The following is a 17,197-nucleotide window of genomic DNA, read 5'->3' as shown; positions in this document are numbered from 1 at the left end:
AACACGCAGATGTTACCGGCGGTGGGCGGAAAGCAATGTGGTATCGATTCCGGTGTTCGTGGCGACGAATTCGGTGAGGCACCGGACGGCGGAGCGACTCCGCCCGCCTACCGGCGCCCGGCGCGCTGCCGGGCGGCCTCGTACAGCGCCACCGTCCCGGCTGCCGCCGCGTTCAGCGAACTCGCCGCCCCCACGATGGGGATGCGCACCATCCGGTCACTGGCCTCCTGCCAGCCCTTGCTGAGCCCGTGCGTCTCGTTGCCGACCAGCAGGAGAGTGGGGCCGGTCAGGTCGTGCTCGGCGACGTCGACGTCCCCGTGCTCGTCCGTACCGATGATCTGGACCTGCGGAAGTCCGTCCGCACGCACCGCGGCGACCCAGTCCAGGACGTCGCGGTGGCCGGCGGCGCGCACCACCGGTACGGCGAACAGCGAGCCGGTGCTGGCCCGGACCGCCTTCGGGTCGTACGGGTCGGCGGCGTGGCCCGTGATGATCACGCCGGAGGCGCCGAAGGCGTCAGCGGAACGGATCAGCGTGCCGATGTTGCCCGGGGTCTTGGGGCGGTCGAAGACCACCACGAGCATCGCCGGCCCGACCGGGATGCGCGCCAGGTCGTCATCGGGCTGCGCCACGACGGCCAGCAGCTCGGGTGACTCCTCGTCCTTGCCGCTGAGTTCCCGCATCAGTTCCGGCGCGAGCGCGACGCGCCTGGCGTCGGTGCGGTCGAGCAGGTCACGGCACCAGCGGGACAGCGGCTGCCGGTCCGGGTACAGGAGCGCGCGGATCTCCCAGCCCTGCTCCAGGGCCACCGTGATCGGGCGGACCCCCTGCACCAGGAACTCCCCGGCACGCTGCCGCTTGGTGCGGTTGGTCAGCAGCGCCTGCCACTGCTGGAAGCTCGCGTTGCGGGTGGTGATCGTCAGGGTCTTCGCCACGCAGCCGATTCAACCGCATCGGGGTTCGAGGCCACGCGCCGGTGAGGTGCCGACGCGGCGTGATTGTCCAGGCGAGCGACCAGCCGCTATCGTTCCCTCGCCCCCAGCCGCAGAGTTTGAGGATCGCGATGACTTCCCCGCCGTTGACGAAGGTTGCCGATCGGGAAGGTTCACCAGCCGAGGAACCGGGCGGTACGGCGACCGCGCGCGAGCCGGGCCGGGAGGCGACGCCGAGCCGGTTCCGGGCCGACGTCGCCGGGCTCCGGGCCGTCGCCGTGGGGCTGGTGCTGCTCTACCACGCCGGGCTGCCGTTCATCCCCGGTGGCTTCGTCGGCGTCGACGTCTTCTTCGTGATCTCCGGCTTCCTCATCACCGGGCAGCTCATCTCCGAGATCGAGCGCAGCGGGCGGGTCTCGCTCACCGGTTTCTACGCGCGCCGGGCCAAGCGGATCCTGCCCGCGGCCACCGTGGTGCTGGCGGCCACCGCCGTTGCGGTCCGGCTGTTCGTACCCCGGGGTGAGTGGCAGGTCGTCGGCGGCGACATCGCCGCCGCGGCGACCTACGTCGTCAACTGGCGGTTCGCCGACCGCGCGGTCGACTACCTGGCCGAGGACGTCGCGCCGTCGCCGGTGCAGCACTTCTGGTCACTCGCCGTGGAGGAGCAGTTCTACCTGCTCTGGCCCCTGCTGATCGTGCTGGCCATCCTCGCCGCGCGCCGGCTCCGGCGGGCCGACGTACGGCCGGTCCTGTGGGTCGGTCTCGCGGTGCTGGCGGTGCCGTCGTTCGTCTGGTCGATCGTCGAGACGGCGAACTCGCCGGAGCGCGCGTTCTTCGTCTCCACCACGCGGCTGTGGGAGCTCGCGGTCGGCGCGGCGGTCGCGCTGCTGGCGGTCCGCGCCGCGCGGATGCCCCGGTCGGTGGCGGTCGTCCTCGGGTGGCTCGGCCTCGCCGCGATCGTGGCGGCGGCGCTGCTGGTGAGCGGGAAGACCGCATGGCCGGGGTACGCGGCGGCGCTGCCCACGCTCGGCGCGGCGGCGGTGATCGCGGCCGGTGCGGCGGCCGGCTCCCGGGGGCCGGTGATGGTGCTCGGCCTGCGTCCGTTCCAGTGGATCGGTGACCTGTCGTACTCGCTGTACCTGTGGCACTGGCCGATGCTCGTGGTGGCCGCCGCGCACTTCGGTGACCTGTCGGTGACCGAGGGCCTGGTGGTGGCGCTCGCCTCGGTGATCCCGGCCTGGCTCACGTTCCGGCTGGTGGAGAACCCGCTTCGCTACTCGCGGAAGATCTCCACGTCGCCGCGCCTGGCGTTGAGCCTGGGCGGCAACTTCACACTCGCCGGCATCTGCGCCGGGATGGTCCTGGTGCTGATGGGCGCGTGGGCCGCCGCCGCGACCACGACCAAGGGCCGGTACGCCCCGGGCGCCGCGCTGCTGTCGACCGCGCCCGGTACGGCGCCGATCGGTCCGGTCCCGGAGCGGTTCGACGTGATCACGCCGGACCCGCTGCAGATCCGGCAGGGCTTCATGGACGTGCCCGACACCAACCGGGACAAGTGCTTCCAGCAGGTCGAGGGCGCCGAGGTGCTGTCCTGCACGTACGGCAACCCGAACGCGTCCACCACGGTCGCGCTCGTCGGTGACTCGAAGATGGACCAGTGGCTGCCCGCGTTCCAGGTGCTCGCCGCGCAGAACGACTGGAAGCTGCTGATCATGGCGAAGGCGGGATGCGCCTTCACCAGCGCCCAGGTGCTCAAGGGCGACGGGTCCGGCAAGCCCTACACCGACTGCATCGAGTGGAACCGCGCGCTGCTGGACCGCCTGGTGCAGGAGCGCCCCGACTATGTGGTCACCTCGCAGTCGGCGTCGACGGCCCTGGACAGCGGGGGCAAGCGCGCCACCGTCGCCGCGATGGTGTCCGGCGTACGGGCCTCGTGGAAGAAGCTCGACTCGGTGGGGACCAAGGTCGTCGTCCTCGCCAACAACCCGCATCCGGGCGCGGCGGTGGCCTGCGCCGACAAGAACCGCAAGCGCCTGTCGGCCTGCGCGTTCGACCGGGAGAAGCACGACCAGGACCCGGGCTACCGGATGCAGCGGCAGGCGGTCGCGGGCGCGCCGAAGGTCAAGATGATCGACCTGTTCGACGCCGTCTGCCCGACCGACAGGTGCCCGGTGGTGTTCGGCAACGTGCTCATCTACCGGGGTGGCTCGCACATCGGCGCGGCGTACGTGAAGACGACCGCACCGCACCTCGCCCGCGCCCTGTCCGACGTCGGCGTACCGGCGCGTTTCACCCCGGCCGGATAGCTCGCCTCGGGTTGCGGCGCCCGGCCACGATGGCGGCGTGATCATGCGTCGGCCGTCCTGGCTCAGCCTCGCGTACGTGCTGCTGGCGGTCGCCGGTGGCGCCCTGCTCTGGCTGCCGTTCCACACCCAGACGGCGCTCGACGACTGGGGGGTGACGCTGCGCGAGCGGGGTACGCCCGCACAGGCGGTGGTGGTCGACCAGGTGACGGAGAGCGGCGGAAACCGGAGTTCCTCGTCGAGCACCATGTACTTCAGCTACGTGGTCGACGGCCGCACGCACTCGCAGGAGGTGCCCTGCTTCGAGGTGTGCCGGGCGGCGGGCACCGAGGTGCCGATCTGGGTCAACCCGGCGGACCCGGGCGACTTCGTCACCGACTTCGGGCAGCTCAGCGGGCACCGCGGGCGCGTGCAGGGCGTACTCGGCGTGGTCGGGCTGGTCGCCCTGGGCGCCGGGGTGGTGCTGACGCTGTCCCGCATCGGACGCCGGCGGCGCACCGGTCGGCCCGGCCACGACGGCGCCCGCCGGCGACGGGGTCAGCGGTAGAGCGTCTCCAGGTAGGCCGGGCCGTAGTGGCGTTCCAGGTCGGCCAGGCTCTCCGCCGGGGCCTCCACCTCCTTGATCAGCCGGGCCCGGGTCGGCAGTACGTCCGGCTGCCACGTCTCCGGCTGCCACAGCTCCGAGCGCAGGAACGCCTTCGCGCAGTGGTAGAAGATCTGCTCGATCGCGACCTCGACGGCCAGCACCGGCCGGTGGCCCTTGACCTCCATGTCGGCGAACCACGGTGCGTCGGCGATCAGCCGGGCCCGGCCGTTGATCCGCAGTGTGTCGGTGCGGCCGGGGATCAGGAAGATCAACCCGACGTGCGGGTTGGCCAGGATGTTGCGGTAGCCGTCGGCCCGCCGGTTGCCGGGCCGCTCCGGAATCGCGATCGTGGTGTCGTCGAGCACCAGCGCGAAGCCCGGCGGGTCACCCTTGGGGGAGACGTCGCAGGTGCCGTCCGCGCCGGCGGTGGCGATCAGGCAGAACGGCGCGGCGGCGAGCCACTCCCGGTCGCGTTCGTGCAGCGTACGACGGTCCTTGGCGGCCGCCCGCGGCATCGGTGTGCCGATCAGCTCGCGTAGTTCGGCCTCGCTGGTGATCTCCCGGGTCGTCACGTCTTCCTCCCCCGTCCGTTGACCTCGACGGCGGTTCCGCCCCGCGACGGGCCGTGATCCGCCACTGTCAGCCTAGGAGAGTGCGTCGAGCGCCGGGTTTGCCCCCGGGGCCGGCGGGTAGGGACCGGTTCGCAGCGTGCGTCCGGACGCGACGGATGGAGGCCGAGATGGAGAGCCGGCTCAAGGTGCTCGGCCATCCCGTGCACCCGATGCTCGTGATGTTCCCGGTGGCGCTCCTCGTGACCGCCGTGATCTTCGATGTGGTGGACACCGTGGGCGGGCCCGGCTTCCTGGCCGAGGTCGCGTACTGGAACATCACGGTCGGTCTGATCGGCGGCCTGCTGGCCGCGGCGGCCGGGGCGTTCGACCTGCTCGCCCTGCCGGCCGGCACCCGCGCCAAGCGGGTCGGGCTCACCCACGCCGCCGCCAACGTGGCGGTCATCCTGCTGTTCGCCGCGGTCTGGGCGGTCCGGCTCAACGCCGACTCCCGCGCGGCCGGTGGCGCGCTGATCGCCATCGAGGTGGTCGCCGTGGCGATCCTCGGCGTCAGCGCCTGGCTCGGCGGCGAACTGGTGGACCGGCTCGGCGTCGGCGTCGACCCGGAGCACGATCTGAACGCGCCCAGCTCGCTGCGACCCCCCTCGGCGACACAGCGGATCGGAGACGTGCGATGACCGAACAGAGCGGCGGACGGGGCTGGCGTGGCCGCCAGCAGGGCTGGGATCCGATGGGCGAGCTGCAGTCGCTGCGCTCCGAGCTGAGCCGGCTGGTCGGCGGACGGTCCGGCAGCCCGGACGTGGAACTGGCCGAGACGGCCGACGGCTGGGAGGTCGTCGTCCGGCTTCCCGGCGTGGCGCCGGAGGAGGTCGCCGTCGAGCTGGACGACCGGGAGCTGTGCGTCCGCGCCCGGTCGGAGGCCGAGGTGAACGCCGACCACGGCATCCCGGGCGGGTTCACCACCCGGGGCTTCGAGTACCGCGTGGACCTGCCGTCCCGCGTGGACCCGGACCGGATCGACGCGGTGATGGACCACGGCCTGCTCCGGGTGCGCCTGCCCCGGGCGTCCCGGCCCGCGCCGCGCACCATCACCGTCGGCCGTACCGGCCCGCGACCGGGCGCCGACCGTACGCCGATGCCCGCCGACCCGGCCGCGGACCGGGAGCTGCACCACCCGGACACCGCGCTCGACGAGATCGACAGGCCGTAGGGGCCGCGTGACAAGAGCAGCGGTGCTCGGCCCGGTCGGCGAGCGCGTCCCGGACGTCGAACGGATCGCCGTGCTGCGCGCCAACGCGCTCGGTGACTTCATCTTCGTGCTGCCGGCGCTGGACGCGCTGCGGTCCGCGTACCCGTCGGCCGAGATCGTGCTGCTCGGCGCGCCGTGGCACGCGGCGCTCTGGCGCGACCGGCCCGGCCCGGTGGACCGGGTGCTGGTGGTGCCGGCGGCGCCGGGCATCCGCGATCCGGGGCCCGGCGAGTCGCCCGGTGACGTACCGGCGTTCCTGGCCACCGCCCGCGCCGAACGGTTCGACCTGGCGTTGCAGGTGCACGGCGGCGGCGGCAACTCGAACCCGTTCGTGGCCGGGCTGGGCGCCCGGGTCACCGCCGGCCTGCGGGCCGAGGGCGCGCCGCCGCTGGACCGGTGGCTGCGCTACGTCTACTACCAGCACGAGGTGATCCGCTACCTGGAGGTGGCCGCCCTGGTCGGAGCGCCGGCCACCACGATCACCCCGGCGCTCGCGGTCACCGCCGCCGACCGGGCGGAGGCCGCCGCCGTGCTCGGCGAACCCACCCGGCCCAGGGTCGCGTTGCACCCGGGCGCCACCGACACGCGGCGCCGCTGGCCGCCGGAACGCTTCGCCGAGGTCGCCCGCGAGCTGACCGGAGACGGGTACGAGGTGCTGGTCACCGGCACCCCCGCCGAGCAGGAGACGGTCGACGCGGTGGTGGCGGCGGCCGGAGTGCCGGTGCGCCCACAGGTCGGCACGCTCGGTCTGGGCGCGCTCGCCGCCGCGTACGCGGACTGCGCGCTCGTGGTCTCCAACGACACCGGCCCGCTGCACCTGGCCGCCGCCGTGGGCGCGCCGACGGTCGGCGTGTTCTGGGTCGGCAACCTGATCAACGGGGCGTCGCCGCTGCGCGGGCGGCACCGCCCGATCGCCGCCTGGACCACCAACTGCCCGGTCTGCGGCGTGGACTGCACACCCGGGATCTACCCGCACCGGCCGGGCGACGGCGAGTGCCCGCACCGGGTGTCGTTCGTGGCCGACGTGCCCGTCGCCGAGGTGGTCGAGGCGGCCCGCGAGCTGCTCACACCTCCGCCGGCGACTCGCTGAGCACCACTTCCCACGCCTCCACGTCGCGTTCGGTGACAGTGGTCGGCGACTCCAGGTGATAGGCCCCGCTGGGCAGCACACCGGCGCCGCCGTGGCGCTCCAGCACGGCGAGCTGGGCGGCGACGTCCTCGCCCTGGTGCCGCTCGGGCAGCCGCTCCCAGAAGTCGAAGCCGCCGGAGTCGACCAGCTTGGCCCGGTCGTAGAGCACGCACCCGCCGATCCAGGAGATCTTGTACGCCCGCCACTCGTCCGCCGCCAGGTCCAGCTTCTCGGTGACGTGCAGCAGGTTCGCCGCCGGGTGGATGGACGCCCGGTGCCATTCCGGCGTGCCGGGCTGGATGCGTTCCGGCACTGGTGGACCGGTCCACTCCTCGTAGTGCCGGTGCGTCTCCGGGCGCACGTCGTCGGTGTAGGAGAGGCCGTGCACCGCGTTGCCGACGAACCCGCAGCCCAGTTCGTCCAGCGCGATGACCAGCCGGGACAGCGCGCCCGGCTCCAGCCACACGTCGTCGTCGAGGCAGAGCACGGCGTCGGCCGCCGACTGGGCCAGCAGGTAGGACCGGTGCTCGGCCAGGCCGCGCCGGGGCAGCCGCCGGGTCAGCAGCACCGGGTGCCCCCGGTGCCGCAGCGCCCGGACCATCGTGGCGGCGGCCGGGTGGGCGTACGCGGGCTCGCCGTCGGACTGGTCGCTGACCACCACCCCGAACCCGGGTACACCCTCCTGGGCGGCCAGCCCGGACAGCGTGACCGCCAGTTCGGCGGGCCGGTTGCGGGTGGGGATCAGCACGTCGAGCCGCCGGTGGTGCCGGAACCGTTCGGGCGTGCCCGGGTCGAGCGGACGGGTCACGCCGGCCTGCCCTCGCCCACGGCGGGGCTGTGCTGCTGGTCGGGCACGGCCTCACGGCCCTCGCTCATGCTGTGCGACTGGGCGCGGATCCGGTCGATGATCGCCGAGGTGGAGCGGTCCGGCACGTACCCGAGCGTGCGCACCTGCCCGCCCAGCCGCCGTACCAGCGGCGCCTCCGGCACCATCTCCGGCGGGTAGTCGCCGCCCTTGACGTAGACGTCGGGGCGGACCGCCTCGATCAGCCGGGCCGGCGAGTCCTCCTCGAAGACGACCACGTGGTCGACGCAGGCCAGTGCCGCCAGCAGGGCGATCCGGTCCTCGACCGGGTTGACCGGCCGGTCCGGGCCCTTGAGCCGCCGTACGCTGCCGTCCGAGTTGACCGCCACGATCAGCAGGTCGCCGAGCGCGCGGGCCTGGGTCAGGTAGCGGACGTGCCCCGGGTGCAGCACGTCGAAGCACCCGTTGGTGAACACCACCGACCGCCCGGCCTGCCGGTGCTCGTCCACCAGCGCGGCCAGCTCGTCGGCGCCGACCAGGGCCGGGTGCCCGCCCTCGTCCGCGCCGGTGCCGAGCGCGGCCAGCAGATCCTGCCGCCGGCACACGCAGGTGCCGGTGTCGGCGACCGTGATGGTGGCGGCGAGCTGGGCGAGCTGGGCGGCGGTGGGCAGGCCCGCGTCGGCGGCGAGCGCCAGCGTCATGGCCGCCAGGTACGCGTCCCCGGCGCCCACCGCGTGACTGGCCGGGACGGGGGTGCTGTGGCTGCGCCGGGGTGCGCCCTCGGCGCCGCCGACCACCGCGCCCTCGGTGTCCAGGGTCACCGCCACCACGTCGGCGCCGGTGTGCGCGCGCAGCTCGGGCAGGCGGGACTCGGCCAGCACCGCCCGGTCCACTCCGGTGCCGGCCGCCGCGCTCACCGTCACGCCGGTCCCGGTGACGCTCAGCCCGTCGCCGGTCAGCGCCACCCGCTCCTCGCCCGGCATCGGCTCGCCGGTCGGGCCGGTCGGGGCCTCGGCCGCCGGTGTGCCGGAGGCCGGGTGCGGGCTGCCGGGTACGCGGTCACCGGACCCGCCGGGCGCGGCGCCCACCATCAGCTCGGACGGGCCGTCCGTCTCCGCCGGGTGGTTCAGGTGCAGGTCGTCGCCGCCGGGGACGGCATCCCGTTCGGCGTGCGCGAACCCGGCGGCGGCGCGGGCCAGCAGCCGGGTCGCCTCGGCGAAGCTCGGCGTCACCACCGTCGGGTTCAGTCCCCGCCAGTCGGCCAGGTCGTGCGCGTCGAGCGCCACGGTGCCGTACCGGTCGCGGTTGGCGACCAGCCAGGCGCGTACCGCCGAGGGCAGCGCGCCCAGGCCGTAGTCGCACACCACGAGCGTGAGCGGCTGACCGGCGGCCACCGCGCGCAGCTCCTCGGTGGCGCAGTGCAGCGCGGTCAGCAGGCGGGCCACGCCGTCGGCGTCCAGCCCGTCCTCCGGACCGCCGGAGTCCTCGCGGAGCAGGATCTGGTTGCCGGCGAGCATCCGCCGCTTGACCGGCGTGGGCCGGCCCGGCTGGCTCACCGTACGGTCCCAGACCGCCGCCCGGTCCAGGCAGTCGTGCAGTTCGTCGCCGGCCACGTCGGCACCGACCGGGGCGACGAGCGCGGCCCGGCCGCCGAGCGCTGCGACGTTCACCGCCGTGTTGGCGGCGCCCCCGGCCGCGGAGATCCGCCGCCGCAGGGTGAGGACCGGTGCGGGCGCCTCACGGCAGAGCCGCTCCGACTCGGCGAATCGCCACTCGTCCAGCATGGCGTCCCCGACGACCAGCACGGGACGCTGCTGCCAGCTCGCCACGACTGTGGCGAGCCGGCGCTCTTCCGCTGCTGCTCCTGCCATGCCTCTGCGGATCCCCTCGGGCCGTCGGGCCAAACGCGACGCGGGCCACCCGATGCGTCCGGTTTCGCGGCATCGGGCGGGGGAACCGTGCAGACGTACCCCGGAGAGGAGAAGCAGCATGGCAGCGACACTTCAGGGCAAGCGCATCGCCTTCCTGGCCGCCGACGGCGTCGAGGAGGTCGAGTACACCAAGCCCCGGGAGGCGGTGGAGAACGCCGGCGCCCAGGTCGAGCTGGTCTCCATCGAGTCCGGCACGATCCAGGCGTTCAACCACCTCGACCACGGCAAGCAGTACCAGGTCGACGTCACCACCAAGGAGGCGGACGCCGGGGCGTACGACGGCCTGGTTCTGCCCGGTGGCGTGGCGAACCCCGACTTCCTGCGGACGGACCCGGAGGCGGTCCGGTTCGTCAAGGCGTTCTTCGACGCCGGCAAGCCGGTCGGCGTGATCTGCCACGGCCCGTGGACGCTCGTCGAGGCGGACGTGGTGCGGGGCCGCACCATCACCTCCTGGCCGAGTCTGCGCACCGACCTCACCAACGCCGGCGCGAACTGGGTCGACCAGGAGGTCGTCACCGACAACGGGCTGGTCAGCAGCCGCAAGCCGGACGACCTGCCGGCGTTCTGCGCGAAGATCGTCGAGGAGTTCGCCGAGGGGCGGCACACGGCCCGCTGAAACTCGTCCGCCCACCGGGGGCATGATCCGCCCCCGGTGGGATAGGAAGCGGGATGACCGCCCAGGCCGCCCCGCCCGCGTTGCCCGCCCGCCAGATCCGCCTGCTGATGTTCGGTCTGATGACCGGCATGCTGCTGGCGGCGCTGGACCAGACGATCGTCGGCACCGCGTTGCCGACGATCGTCGGCGAACTGGGCGGCATCAACCACTACTCGTGGGTGGTCACCGCGTACCTGCTGGCCTCGACCGCCTCGACGCCGCTGTACGGCAAGATGGCCGACCTGTACGGGCGCCGGCCGGTCTTCCTGTTCTCCATCGGGATGTTCCTGCTCGGCTCGTTGCTGGCCGGGCTGTCGCAGAACATGACCCAGCTGATCGTCACGCGGGGCGTGCAGGGTCTGGGCGCGGGTGGCCTGATGACGCTGGCGTTCACCATCATCTCGGACGTGGTGTCGCCCCGGGAGCGTGGCCGCTACCAGGGGTTGTTCGGCGCGGTGTTCGGCGTGTCGTCGGTGGCCGGGCCGCTCGTCGGCGGTTACTTCGCGGAGACCAACTGGCGGTGGATCTTCTACATCAACGTGCCGCTGGCGATCCTCGCCATCGTGGTCTGCTGGCACGTGATGCGGCTGGTGCCGTTCGAGCGGCGGGAGCACACAGTCGACTGGATCGGCGCGGCGCTGCTGGTCGCCGGCGTGAGCTGCCTGCTGCTGGCGCTGAGCTGGGGCGGGGCCGAGTACTCCTGGGATTCCGGCGTGATCGTCGGGCTGTTCGCCGCAGGCGCGGTGCTGGGTGTGCTGTTCGTCGTCCAGGAGGCCCGGACCAAGGAGCCGATCCTGCCGCTGCGGCTGTTCCGCAGCGCCACGTTCGCGCTCGCCAACGGGGCGGGTTTCGTGCTCGGCCTGGTGATGTTCGGGTCGATCATCTTCATCCCGCTCTACCTGCAGATCGTCAAGGGTGCCTCGCCGACCCGCAGCGGCCTGCTGATGCTGCCGATGATGGCCGGCGTCATCGTCACCTCGGTGCTCACCGGCCGGGCGATGAGCCGGATCGGCCGGTACAAGTGGTTCCCGGTGGCCGGCGCGGCCGTGCTGGTGGTCGGCATGCTGCTGTTCCAGCAGCTCCGGGTGGCCACCTCGCTCTGGGCCGCGTTCGGCTACATGGTGGTGATCGGCGTCGGGCTGGGCCTGTGCATGCAGTCGCTGATCCTGGCCGTGCAGAACGCGGTGAGCCCCCGCGACCTGGGCGCGGGCACCTCGTCGGCGACGTTCTTCCGGTCGCTCGGCGGCTCGTTCGGCGTGGCCATCCTCGGCGCGGTGCTGTCGTCCCGGCTCACCGCCGAGATGTCCGCGCGGCTGCCGGGCGCGCTGGCGCAGCTTCCGCCGGAGCAGCGGGCCGCGGTGACGGCCGGCGGAGACTTCTCGATCAACGACCCGGCGGCGATCCTCGCGCTGCCCGCCCCGGTACGCGCCGCCGTCCAGGCCGCGTTCGTCGAGTCGCTGCACCTGGTCTTCCTGACCACCGGGCTGATCGCCGTGATCGCCGTGCTGGTCACCCTGGCCATGCCGAACCTCCAGCTGCGCGGCACCGGCCCGCAGGGCGCCACCGGCGGCGCCGACCCGCTCGGCGGGAAGGCGCCCGCGCCCGGCGGCAAGCCGCTGACGAAGGAGTCGAAGGAGGAGGCCGCCGCCGACATGGAGGCGAAGTCGCAGACGATGCTGTGACCTGGGGCTACTTGAGGATCAGCCGGTTGGTCTGCTCGAACACGTCCAGGTCGGCGAGCGTCTCGTGCACGCTCGACGACAGCGGATGCGGGAAGTCCTCCGGGTGGAAGAAACCGGAGTCGGTGGTCTCGTCGGTGAACCGGGCCAGTTCGCCGTCCCACTCGTCGACCCGGAAGGCCGTGGTGAAGACCTGGTACGTGTGCCCGTACATGTTGGTGTGGGTGCGGTCCGGGCCGGTGTAGAGCGCGAACGCGCTGACCCGCAGCGCCCGCAGCCCGGTCTCCTCCCGGACCTCCCGGACCGCGCAGTCGGCGATCGACTCGCCGAGTTCCATGGCGCCGGCCGGCAGGGCCCACTGGCCGTTGTCGGAACGCTGGATCAGCAGCACCCGGGCGGCGTTGTCGCGGACCACGGCGCGGGCACCGACGAACATCAGGGTGCGGTCACCGGCCAGGGCGCGGAGTTGCCCCACGTACGAGTCGGCCCACGAGATGCTCACCCGGACAATCTACGCATCATCCGTGATCACCTCCGCGATTCCGGGGGGTTCCGCAGATGTGACCGCCGCCACTACGTTGTTACCCATGCGTAGCACGATGATGGATGCCCCTCTCCAGGTAGCCCGGATCCTCGAACACGGCTCCACCGTGCACGGCGCGGCGGAGGTGGTCACCTGGACCGGCGCCGAGCCTCGCCGGATGACGTACGCGGAGGTCGGCCGCACCGCCGCCCGGCTGGCCCACGCGCTGCGCGACGAGTGCGGGGTGACCGGCGACGAGCGGGTCGGCACGTTCATGTGGAACAACAACGAGCACCTGGTGGCGTACTTCGCCGTCCCGAGCATGGGCGCGGTGCTGCACACGCTCAACATCCGGCTCTTCCCCGACCAGGTCGTCTACATCGCCAACCATGCGCAGGACCGGGTGGTGCTCGTCGACAGCACGCTCATCCCGCTGCTCGCCCGGGTGATCGGCGAGATGACCACTGTCACCCACGTGGTGGTGGCCGGCGGCGGCGACCCGGCCCCGCTGCTGGCCGCGGCCGGCGACCGGATCACCGTGCACCACTGGGACGCGCTGCTGGCCGGCCGCCCCGACCACTTCGACTGGCCGGAGGTGGACGAGCGCGACGCCGCCGCCCTCTGCTACACCTCCGGGACCACCGGCAACCCCAAGGGCGTCGCCTACTCGCACCGCTCGATCTACCTGCACTCGCTCCAGGTGTGCATGCCGGAGGGCTTCGGGCTCGGCCCGAACGACAGGGAGCTGGCGATCGTGCCGATGTTCCACGCGATGTCGTGGGGCCTGCCGTACGCGGCGTTCCTCTCCGGCGCCTCACTGATCATGCCGGACCGGTTCCTCCAGGCCGAGCCGATCGCCGCGATGATCGCCGCCGAGCGGCCCACGCTCGCCGGTGCGGTGCCGACCATCTGGACCGACCTGCTGGCCTACGTGGACGCGCACGAGGTGGATCTCTCCTCGCTGAAGGAGGTGATCGTCGGCGGGTCGGCCTGCCCGCCGTCGCTGATGCACGCGTTCCACGACCGCTACGGCATCGACGTCATCCACGCCTGGGGCATGACCGAGATGTCGCCGCTGGGCTCGGTCTCCCGGGCGCCGGCCGGCGCGACCGGCGACGACGCCTGGCGCTACCGCTACACGCAGGGCCGCGTCCCGGCGGGCGTGACCGCGCGGATCGTCGGCCCGCTGGGCGAGCCGCTGCCCGCCGACGGGACGTCGGTGGGCGAGCTGGAGGTACGCGGGCCGTGGGTGACCGCCCGGTACATCGGCGACGACGCCCCGGAGGAGGAGAAGTTCCGGGACGGCTGGCTGCGTACCGGTGACGTCGGCACGCTCTCGCCGGACGGCTACATCACGCTCACCGACCGCGCCAAGGACGTGATCAAGTCGGGCGGGGAGTGGATCTCCTCGGTCGAGCTGGAGAACGCCCTGATGGCTCACCCGGCGGTGCTGGAGGCGTGCGTGGTGGGCGTACCGGACGAGCGCTGGGACGAGCGGCCGCTGGCCACTGTGGTGGTCCGCGAGGGCGCCTCGGTGACCGCCGAGGAGCTGCGGGACTTCCTCGCCGGGTCGGTGGCCCGCTGGCAGTTGCCGGAGCGCTGGGCGTTCGTCGACGCGGTGCCGAAGACCAGCGTCGGCAAGTTCGACAAGAAGGTGGTGCGCTCGCGGTACGCCGACGGCGGGCTCGACGTGCGCGAACTGACCGCGTCGTAACGTTTCGCGGCGTACCGTCGCCTACACGGGCAGGAACACGTTTCCAACGGGCATTCCTCCCAGAGGGCGGCCCCGGCGTTCGCACCGCGCCGGGGCCGCCCGTCCGTTACGGGATGACCCGCACCGTCATTGTTGCGAAACTTGTTCGCGTCTGTCCGGCTGTCGGGGAAATCCGGTCGCCTACTCGTCGGCGGTGCTCACCAGCACCTTGCCCACCACGTTGTCCTGCACCGCCTGCTGCGCGGCGGCGGCCTCCGCCAGCGGATACCGGTGCAGCGGCAGCCCCGCCTCCTCGCCGACCCGGATCGCGCCCTGCGCCACCGCCGCCGCGATGTCGGTGACCGCCTGTGCCTTCGCCACCTTCGGCGCGGTGTAGATCAGCACGAACTGCCAGCGCGCGTTCGGACCCATCAGCGGCCGGATCGGCAACGTCACCTCGGCTCCGCCGTCGTCGGCGTACACGCAGACGGCCCCACCGGTGCGCAGCATCCGTACGTCGGCGGCGGCGTTGCGGGCGGCGGACACCTCGACGATCGTGTGCACCCCGTCGGGCGCGACCTTGCGGACCTCCTCGACCACGTCCTGCTCGCGATAGTTGATCACGAAGCTGGCCCCGGCCGCCGCCGCGAGCTGCGCCTTCTCCGGGCTGCTCACCGTGGTGATCACGCACGCGTCGGCCCAGCGGGCGAGCTGGATCGCCGCGTTGCCCACCGCGCCCGCGCCGCCCTGCACCAGCACCACGTGGTCGCTCAACGCGCCCGCGTGCAGTTTGTCCGGCATGAACTCACCGGCGGTCAGGCAGCGGTGCGCGGTCATGAACGGGATACCGAGCGCCGCACCCAGGTCGAACGAGGCCGGACCGAGCGGCACCGCGTGCCGGACCGGGACCAGCGTGTACTCGGCAGCCGTGCCCCACGGGCGCTGCCACGCCGCCTCCCACACCCAGACCCGCTCACCGATGAGCGTCTGGTCCACGCCCTCGCCGACCGCCTCGATCACCCCGGCACCGTCCTGATGCGGGATCTGCCAGCCGGCCGGCAGCGGCCACGCCTGGCGAGCCTTCCAGTCGGTCGGGTTCACCCCCGACACGGCCATCCGGACCAGTACCTCGCCCGGTCCGGGTTCCGGCACCGGCCACTCGACCACCTGGAGCACCGAGGCGTCCCCGGTGCGCTCGTACACGATCGCCTTCATCGCCGTCCCTCCGCCGTCCTCCCGGGTGCGCTACCCGGCCGCCGCCCGAACATTCGGCCCGGGCACACCCGGCCACCGTACGACGGGCCGTCAGGCGGCCGGCTTGAGCACGACCTTCGAATAGCCCGGCTCGCGGCGGTCGAAGTGCTCGTACGCCTCCGGCGCCGCGTCCAGCGGCAGCTCCTTGCTCACCACGAAGCTCGGGGTGGCCCGCCCCGCCATGATCAGGTTGCGCAGGTACGCGTTGTAGGTCTTCACGTTCGCCTGCCCGGTGCCGAGCCGCAGGCCCTTCTCGAACAGCTTGCCCACCTTCAACAACAGCTCACCCCGGGCGGAGTGCTCGTCCGGGGCGCCCGGGTCCGCCGAGAGGTAGAGCCCGACCACGCCGATCGCGCCGGTCGCGCGCACCACCTCCACGAGCGTGTCGAGTATCAGCGCCGGCTGCTCCTCGCCGGTGGGCGCGGTCGCCTGGTATCCCACCGCGTCCACGCCGTGATCGGTCCCCACCCCGGCGGTCCGGTCCCGGATCTGCTCGACCGGGTCACCCGCGCTGAAGTCGATCGGGGTGGCCCCGATCGACTCGGCCAGCCGCAGCCGGTCCGGCACCCGGTCCACCACGAACACCTCAGACGCCCCGATCAGCACCGCCGAGTACGCGGCCATCAGCCCGACCGGCCCGCCGCCCATCACGGTGAGGTTCTCGCCCGGCCGCAGCCCGGTCATCGCCACCCCGTGGTAGCCGGTCGGGAAGACGTCGGCGAGCATCGCGTAGTCGTTCTCGTGCTCGGTGCCCGGAGGCAGCTTCAGGCAGTTGAAGTCGGCGAACGGCACCCGCAGGTACTCCGCCTGCCCACCCCGGTACGGCCCCATCGACACGTAGCCGTACGCGCCGCCGGCGAAGCCCGGGTTCACCGTCAGGCAGAAACCGGTGCGCTGCTCCCGGCAGTTGCGGCAGAACCCGCACGCCACGTTGAACGGCATCGAGACCCGGTCGCCCACGCGAAGGCTCGCCACACCCGGCCCGGTCTCGACGATCACGCCCATGTTCTCGTGGCCGAACACGATGCCCGGCTCGGCGGCCGTCCGTCCCTCGTACATGTGCAGGTCCGAACCGCAGATGGCGGTCGTCGTGACCTGGACGACCACGTCGTTCGGATCCTCGATCCGCGGGTCGTCGACCTCGTTGACGGCCACGTTGTGCGGCCCCTCGTACACCACAGCCCTCATGTCACCGACCGTAGGCCGGGTGGTGGCGGCAGGTGGGTGGTTCAGTCAATCCCCGCCACCACCTCGGGGGTGAGCGCGCCGATCGAGGGCAGCAGCACGGCCGCGAGCGCCTCCGCGTCCGGGTCGAGCGGGTACGACCGGTGCGGCACCGCCACCACCCGGCACCCGGCGGCGGCCGCCGAGCGGACCCCGTTCGACGAGTCCTCCACCGCCACGCACCGGGCCGGGTCGACGCCCAGCCGCTGCGCCACCGCGAGCCACACGTCGGGCGAAGGCTTGCCCCGGGCGGTCTCCTCGGTCGACAGCGTCGCGCCGAACGCGCCGGCCAGGCCCGTCGCGTCCAGCGCCGCCGCGATCAGCCGGGTCGGTGAGGAACTGGCCAGCCCCAGCGGCCACCGCGCGGCCATGCGGCGCACGACCGCGTCGGCGCCGTCGATCAGCGGTACGCGCTGCGCGTACCGCCGGGCCATCTCGGTCACCACCTCGGTGGCGACCTGCTCGGCCGGCCTGTCGACGCCCAGCTCACCGCTCAGGTAGCCGGCCCACTCGGCGGTGCTCATGCCCATCAGCCGACGCTGGGTGTCCGGCTGCCAGACGCCACCGTGCTCGGCCACGTACGCCCGCCGGACCTCCTCCCAGACCGGCTCCGAGTCCACGATCACGCCGTCCAGGTCGAAGAGCACCGCGTCCACCACGAGACC

General features: G+C 73.0%; 16 protein-coding genes. 8 read left to right on the top strand and 8 right to left on the bottom strand.

Going from position 1 to position 17,197, the window contains the following annotated elements:
• Positions 1–107 precede the first annotated feature (107 nt).
• Complete coding sequence (locus ABIH81_RS05825; RefSeq protein WP_349879373.1) at positions 108–935, bottom strand: TrmH family RNA methyltransferase; 828 nt, start codon at positions 933–935, stop codon at positions 108–110.
• A 128-nt stretch (positions 936–1,063) separates the two neighbouring features.
• On the opposite strand from ABIH81_RS05825, the gene ABIH81_RS05820 reads away from it, so the two are divergent.
• Positions 1,064–3,238: an acyltransferase family protein gene (locus ABIH81_RS05820; RefSeq protein WP_349879372.1), complete on the top strand. Its 2,175-nt coding sequence runs from the start codon at positions 1,064–1,066 to the stop codon at positions 3,236–3,238.
• 43 nt (positions 3,239–3,281) lie between these two features.
• The gene (locus ABIH81_RS05815; RefSeq protein ID WP_349881017.1) at positions 3,282–3,782 is read left to right on the top strand and encodes a DUF3592 domain-containing protein; all 501 of its coding nucleotides are present in this window, start codon (positions 3,282–3,284) and stop codon (positions 3,780–3,782) included.
• Here ABIH81_RS05815 and ABIH81_RS05810 read toward each other — a convergent pair.
• The gene (locus ABIH81_RS05810; RefSeq protein WP_349881016.1) at positions 3,773–4,336 is read right to left on the bottom strand and encodes a pyridoxamine 5'-phosphate oxidase family protein; all 564 of its coding nucleotides are present in this window, start codon (positions 4,334–4,336) and stop codon (positions 3,773–3,775) included. The two genes, ABIH81_RS05815 and ABIH81_RS05810, sit on opposite strands and share 10 nt — an antisense overlap.
• A gap of 224 nt (positions 4,337–4,560) precedes the next feature.
• Between ABIH81_RS05810 and ABIH81_RS05805 the strand changes: the two genes are divergently transcribed.
• Genes ABIH81_RS05805 through ABIH81_RS05795 form a run of 3 tightly spaced genes read left to right on the top strand, consistent with a single transcriptional unit; the run spans position 4,561 to position 6,729 of the window.
• Positions 4,561–5,067, top strand: a complete 507-nt coding sequence (locus tag ABIH81_RS05805) for a DUF2231 domain-containing protein (protein ID WP_349879371.1) — start codon at positions 4,561–4,563, stop codon at positions 5,065–5,067.
• The gene (locus ABIH81_RS05800; protein WP_349879370.1) at positions 5,064–5,600 is read left to right on the top strand and encodes an Hsp20/alpha crystallin family protein; all 537 of its coding nucleotides are present in this window, start codon (positions 5,064–5,066) and stop codon (positions 5,598–5,600) included. Before ABIH81_RS05805 ends, ABIH81_RS05800 begins: the two co-directional genes overlap by 4 nt.
• A gap of 7 nt (positions 5,601–5,607) precedes the next feature.
• A complete protein-coding gene (locus tag ABIH81_RS05795; protein WP_349879369.1) occupies positions 5,608–6,729 on the top strand; it encodes a glycosyltransferase family 9 protein in 1,122 nt (373 codons plus the stop codon).
• Here the strand turns inward: ABIH81_RS05795 and ABIH81_RS05790 are convergent.
• Both ABIH81_RS05790 and rfaE2 read right to left on the bottom strand, forming a co-directional pair.
• On the bottom strand, positions 6,704–7,576 hold the full coding sequence (locus ABIH81_RS05790) for a glycosyltransferase family A protein (RefSeq protein WP_349879368.1): 873 nt from the start codon (positions 7,574–7,576) through the stop codon (positions 6,704–6,706). The genes ABIH81_RS05795 and ABIH81_RS05790 overlap by 26 nt on opposite strands.
• On the bottom strand, positions 7,573–9,444 hold the full coding sequence (rfaE2, locus tag ABIH81_RS05785) for a D-glycero-beta-D-manno-heptose 1-phosphate adenylyltransferase (protein WP_349879367.1): 1,872 nt from the start codon (positions 9,442–9,444) through the stop codon (positions 7,573–7,575). The genes ABIH81_RS05790 and rfaE2 overlap by 4 nt, the downstream gene beginning before the upstream one ends.
• Before the next feature lie 118 nt (positions 9,445–9,562).
• Here rfaE2 and ABIH81_RS05780 point away from each other — a divergent pair, with 118 nt between their 5' ends.
• Together ABIH81_RS05780 and ABIH81_RS05775 are read left to right on the top strand one after the other, a co-directional pair.
• On the top strand, positions 9,563–10,120 hold the full coding sequence (locus ABIH81_RS05780; protein ID WP_121685807.1) for a type 1 glutamine amidotransferase domain-containing protein: 558 nt from the start codon (positions 9,563–9,565) through the stop codon (positions 10,118–10,120).
• 53 nt (positions 10,121–10,173) lie between these two features.
• Positions 10,174–11,841 carry an MDR family MFS transporter gene (locus ABIH81_RS05775; RefSeq protein ID WP_349879366.1) on the top strand — a complete coding sequence of 556 codons (1,668 nt, stop codon included), beginning with the start codon at positions 10,174–10,176 and terminating at the stop codon, positions 11,839–11,841.
• A 7-nt stretch (positions 11,842–11,848) separates the two neighbouring features.
• Here ABIH81_RS05775 and ABIH81_RS05770 read toward each other — a convergent pair whose 3' ends face one another.
• Positions 11,849–12,340, bottom strand: coding sequence for an NUDIX domain-containing protein (locus ABIH81_RS05770; RefSeq protein WP_349879365.1), 492 nt, complete (start codon positions 12,338–12,340; stop codon positions 11,849–11,851).
• A gap of 85 nt (positions 12,341–12,425) precedes the next feature.
• Here ABIH81_RS05770 and ABIH81_RS05765 point away from each other — a divergent pair, with 85 nt between their 5' ends.
• On the top strand, positions 12,426–14,075 hold the full coding sequence (locus ABIH81_RS05765; protein WP_349879364.1) for a fatty acid--CoA ligase: 1,650 nt from the start codon (positions 12,426–12,428) through the stop codon (positions 14,073–14,075).
• 180 nt (positions 14,076–14,255) lie between these two features.
• On the opposite strand, the gene ABIH81_RS05760 is transcribed toward ABIH81_RS05765, so the two are convergent.
• From ABIH81_RS05760 to ABIH81_RS05750, 3 genes are all read right to left on the bottom strand, one after another.
• Positions 14,256–15,269: an NADPH:quinone reductase gene (locus ABIH81_RS05760; RefSeq protein WP_349879363.1), complete on the bottom strand. Its 1,014-nt coding sequence runs from the start codon at positions 15,267–15,269 to the stop codon at positions 14,256–14,258.
• Positions 15,270–15,359: 90 nt separating this feature from the next.
• Positions 15,360–16,496, bottom strand: coding sequence for a glutathione-independent formaldehyde dehydrogenase (locus ABIH81_RS05755; RefSeq protein ID WP_349879362.1), 1,137 nt, complete (start codon positions 16,494–16,496; stop codon positions 15,360–15,362).
• A gap of 41 nt (positions 16,497–16,537) precedes the next feature.
• On the bottom strand, positions 16,538–17,191 hold the full coding sequence (locus ABIH81_RS05750; protein ID WP_349879361.1) for an HAD family phosphatase: 654 nt from the start codon (positions 17,189–17,191) through the stop codon (positions 16,538–16,540).
• Positions 17,192–17,197 lie beyond the last annotated feature (6 nt).

It is taken from the genome of Micromonospora sp. HUAS YX12 (assembly GCF_040215685.1).
In the GTDB taxonomy this organism is placed as follows: Bacteria; Actinomycetota; Actinomycetes; order Mycobacteriales; family Micromonosporaceae; genus Micromonospora; species Micromonospora tulbaghiae.
This window is presented reverse-complemented; position numbering and strand designations above follow the sequence as displayed.

Coding starts and splice junctions, on each gene's coding strand:
- ABIH81_RS05820 (WP_349879372.1), top strand. CDS start 1,064: ATGACTTCCCCGCCGTTGACGAAGGTTGCCGATCGGGAAGGTTCACCA.
- ABIH81_RS05815 (WP_349881017.1), top strand. CDS start 3,282: ATGCGTCGGCCGTCCTGGCTCAGCCTCGCGTACGTGCTGCTGGCGGTC.
- ABIH81_RS05810 (WP_349881016.1), bottom strand. CDS start 4,336: ATGCCGCGGGCGGCCGCCAAGGACCGTCGTACGCTGCACGAACGCGAC.
- ABIH81_RS05805 (WP_349879371.1), top strand. CDS start 4,561: ATGGAGAGCCGGCTCAAGGTGCTCGGCCATCCCGTGCACCCGATGCTC.
- ABIH81_RS05800 (WP_349879370.1), top strand. CDS start 5,064: ATGACCGAACAGAGCGGCGGACGGGGCTGGCGTGGCCGCCAGCAGGGC.
- rfaE2 (WP_349879367.1), bottom strand. CDS start 9,444: ATGGCAGGAGCAGCAGCGGAAGAGCGCCGGCTCGCCACAGTCGTGGCG.
- ABIH81_RS05780 (WP_121685807.1), top strand. CDS start 9,563: ATGGCAGCGACACTTCAGGGCAAGCGCATCGCCTTCCTGGCCGCCGAC.
- ABIH81_RS05775 (WP_349879366.1), top strand. CDS start 10,174: ATGACCGCCCAGGCCGCCCCGCCCGCGTTGCCCGCCCGCCAGATCCGC.
- ABIH81_RS05765 (WP_349879364.1), top strand. CDS start 12,426: ATGCGTAGCACGATGATGGATGCCCCTCTCCAGGTAGCCCGGATCCTC.
- ABIH81_RS05760 (WP_349879363.1), bottom strand. CDS start 15,269: ATGAAGGCGATCGTGTACGAGCGCACCGGGGACGCCTCGGTGCTCCAG.
- ABIH81_RS05755 (WP_349879362.1), bottom strand. CDS start 16,496: ATGAGGGCTGTGGTGTACGAGGGGCCGCACAACGTGGCCGTCAACGAG.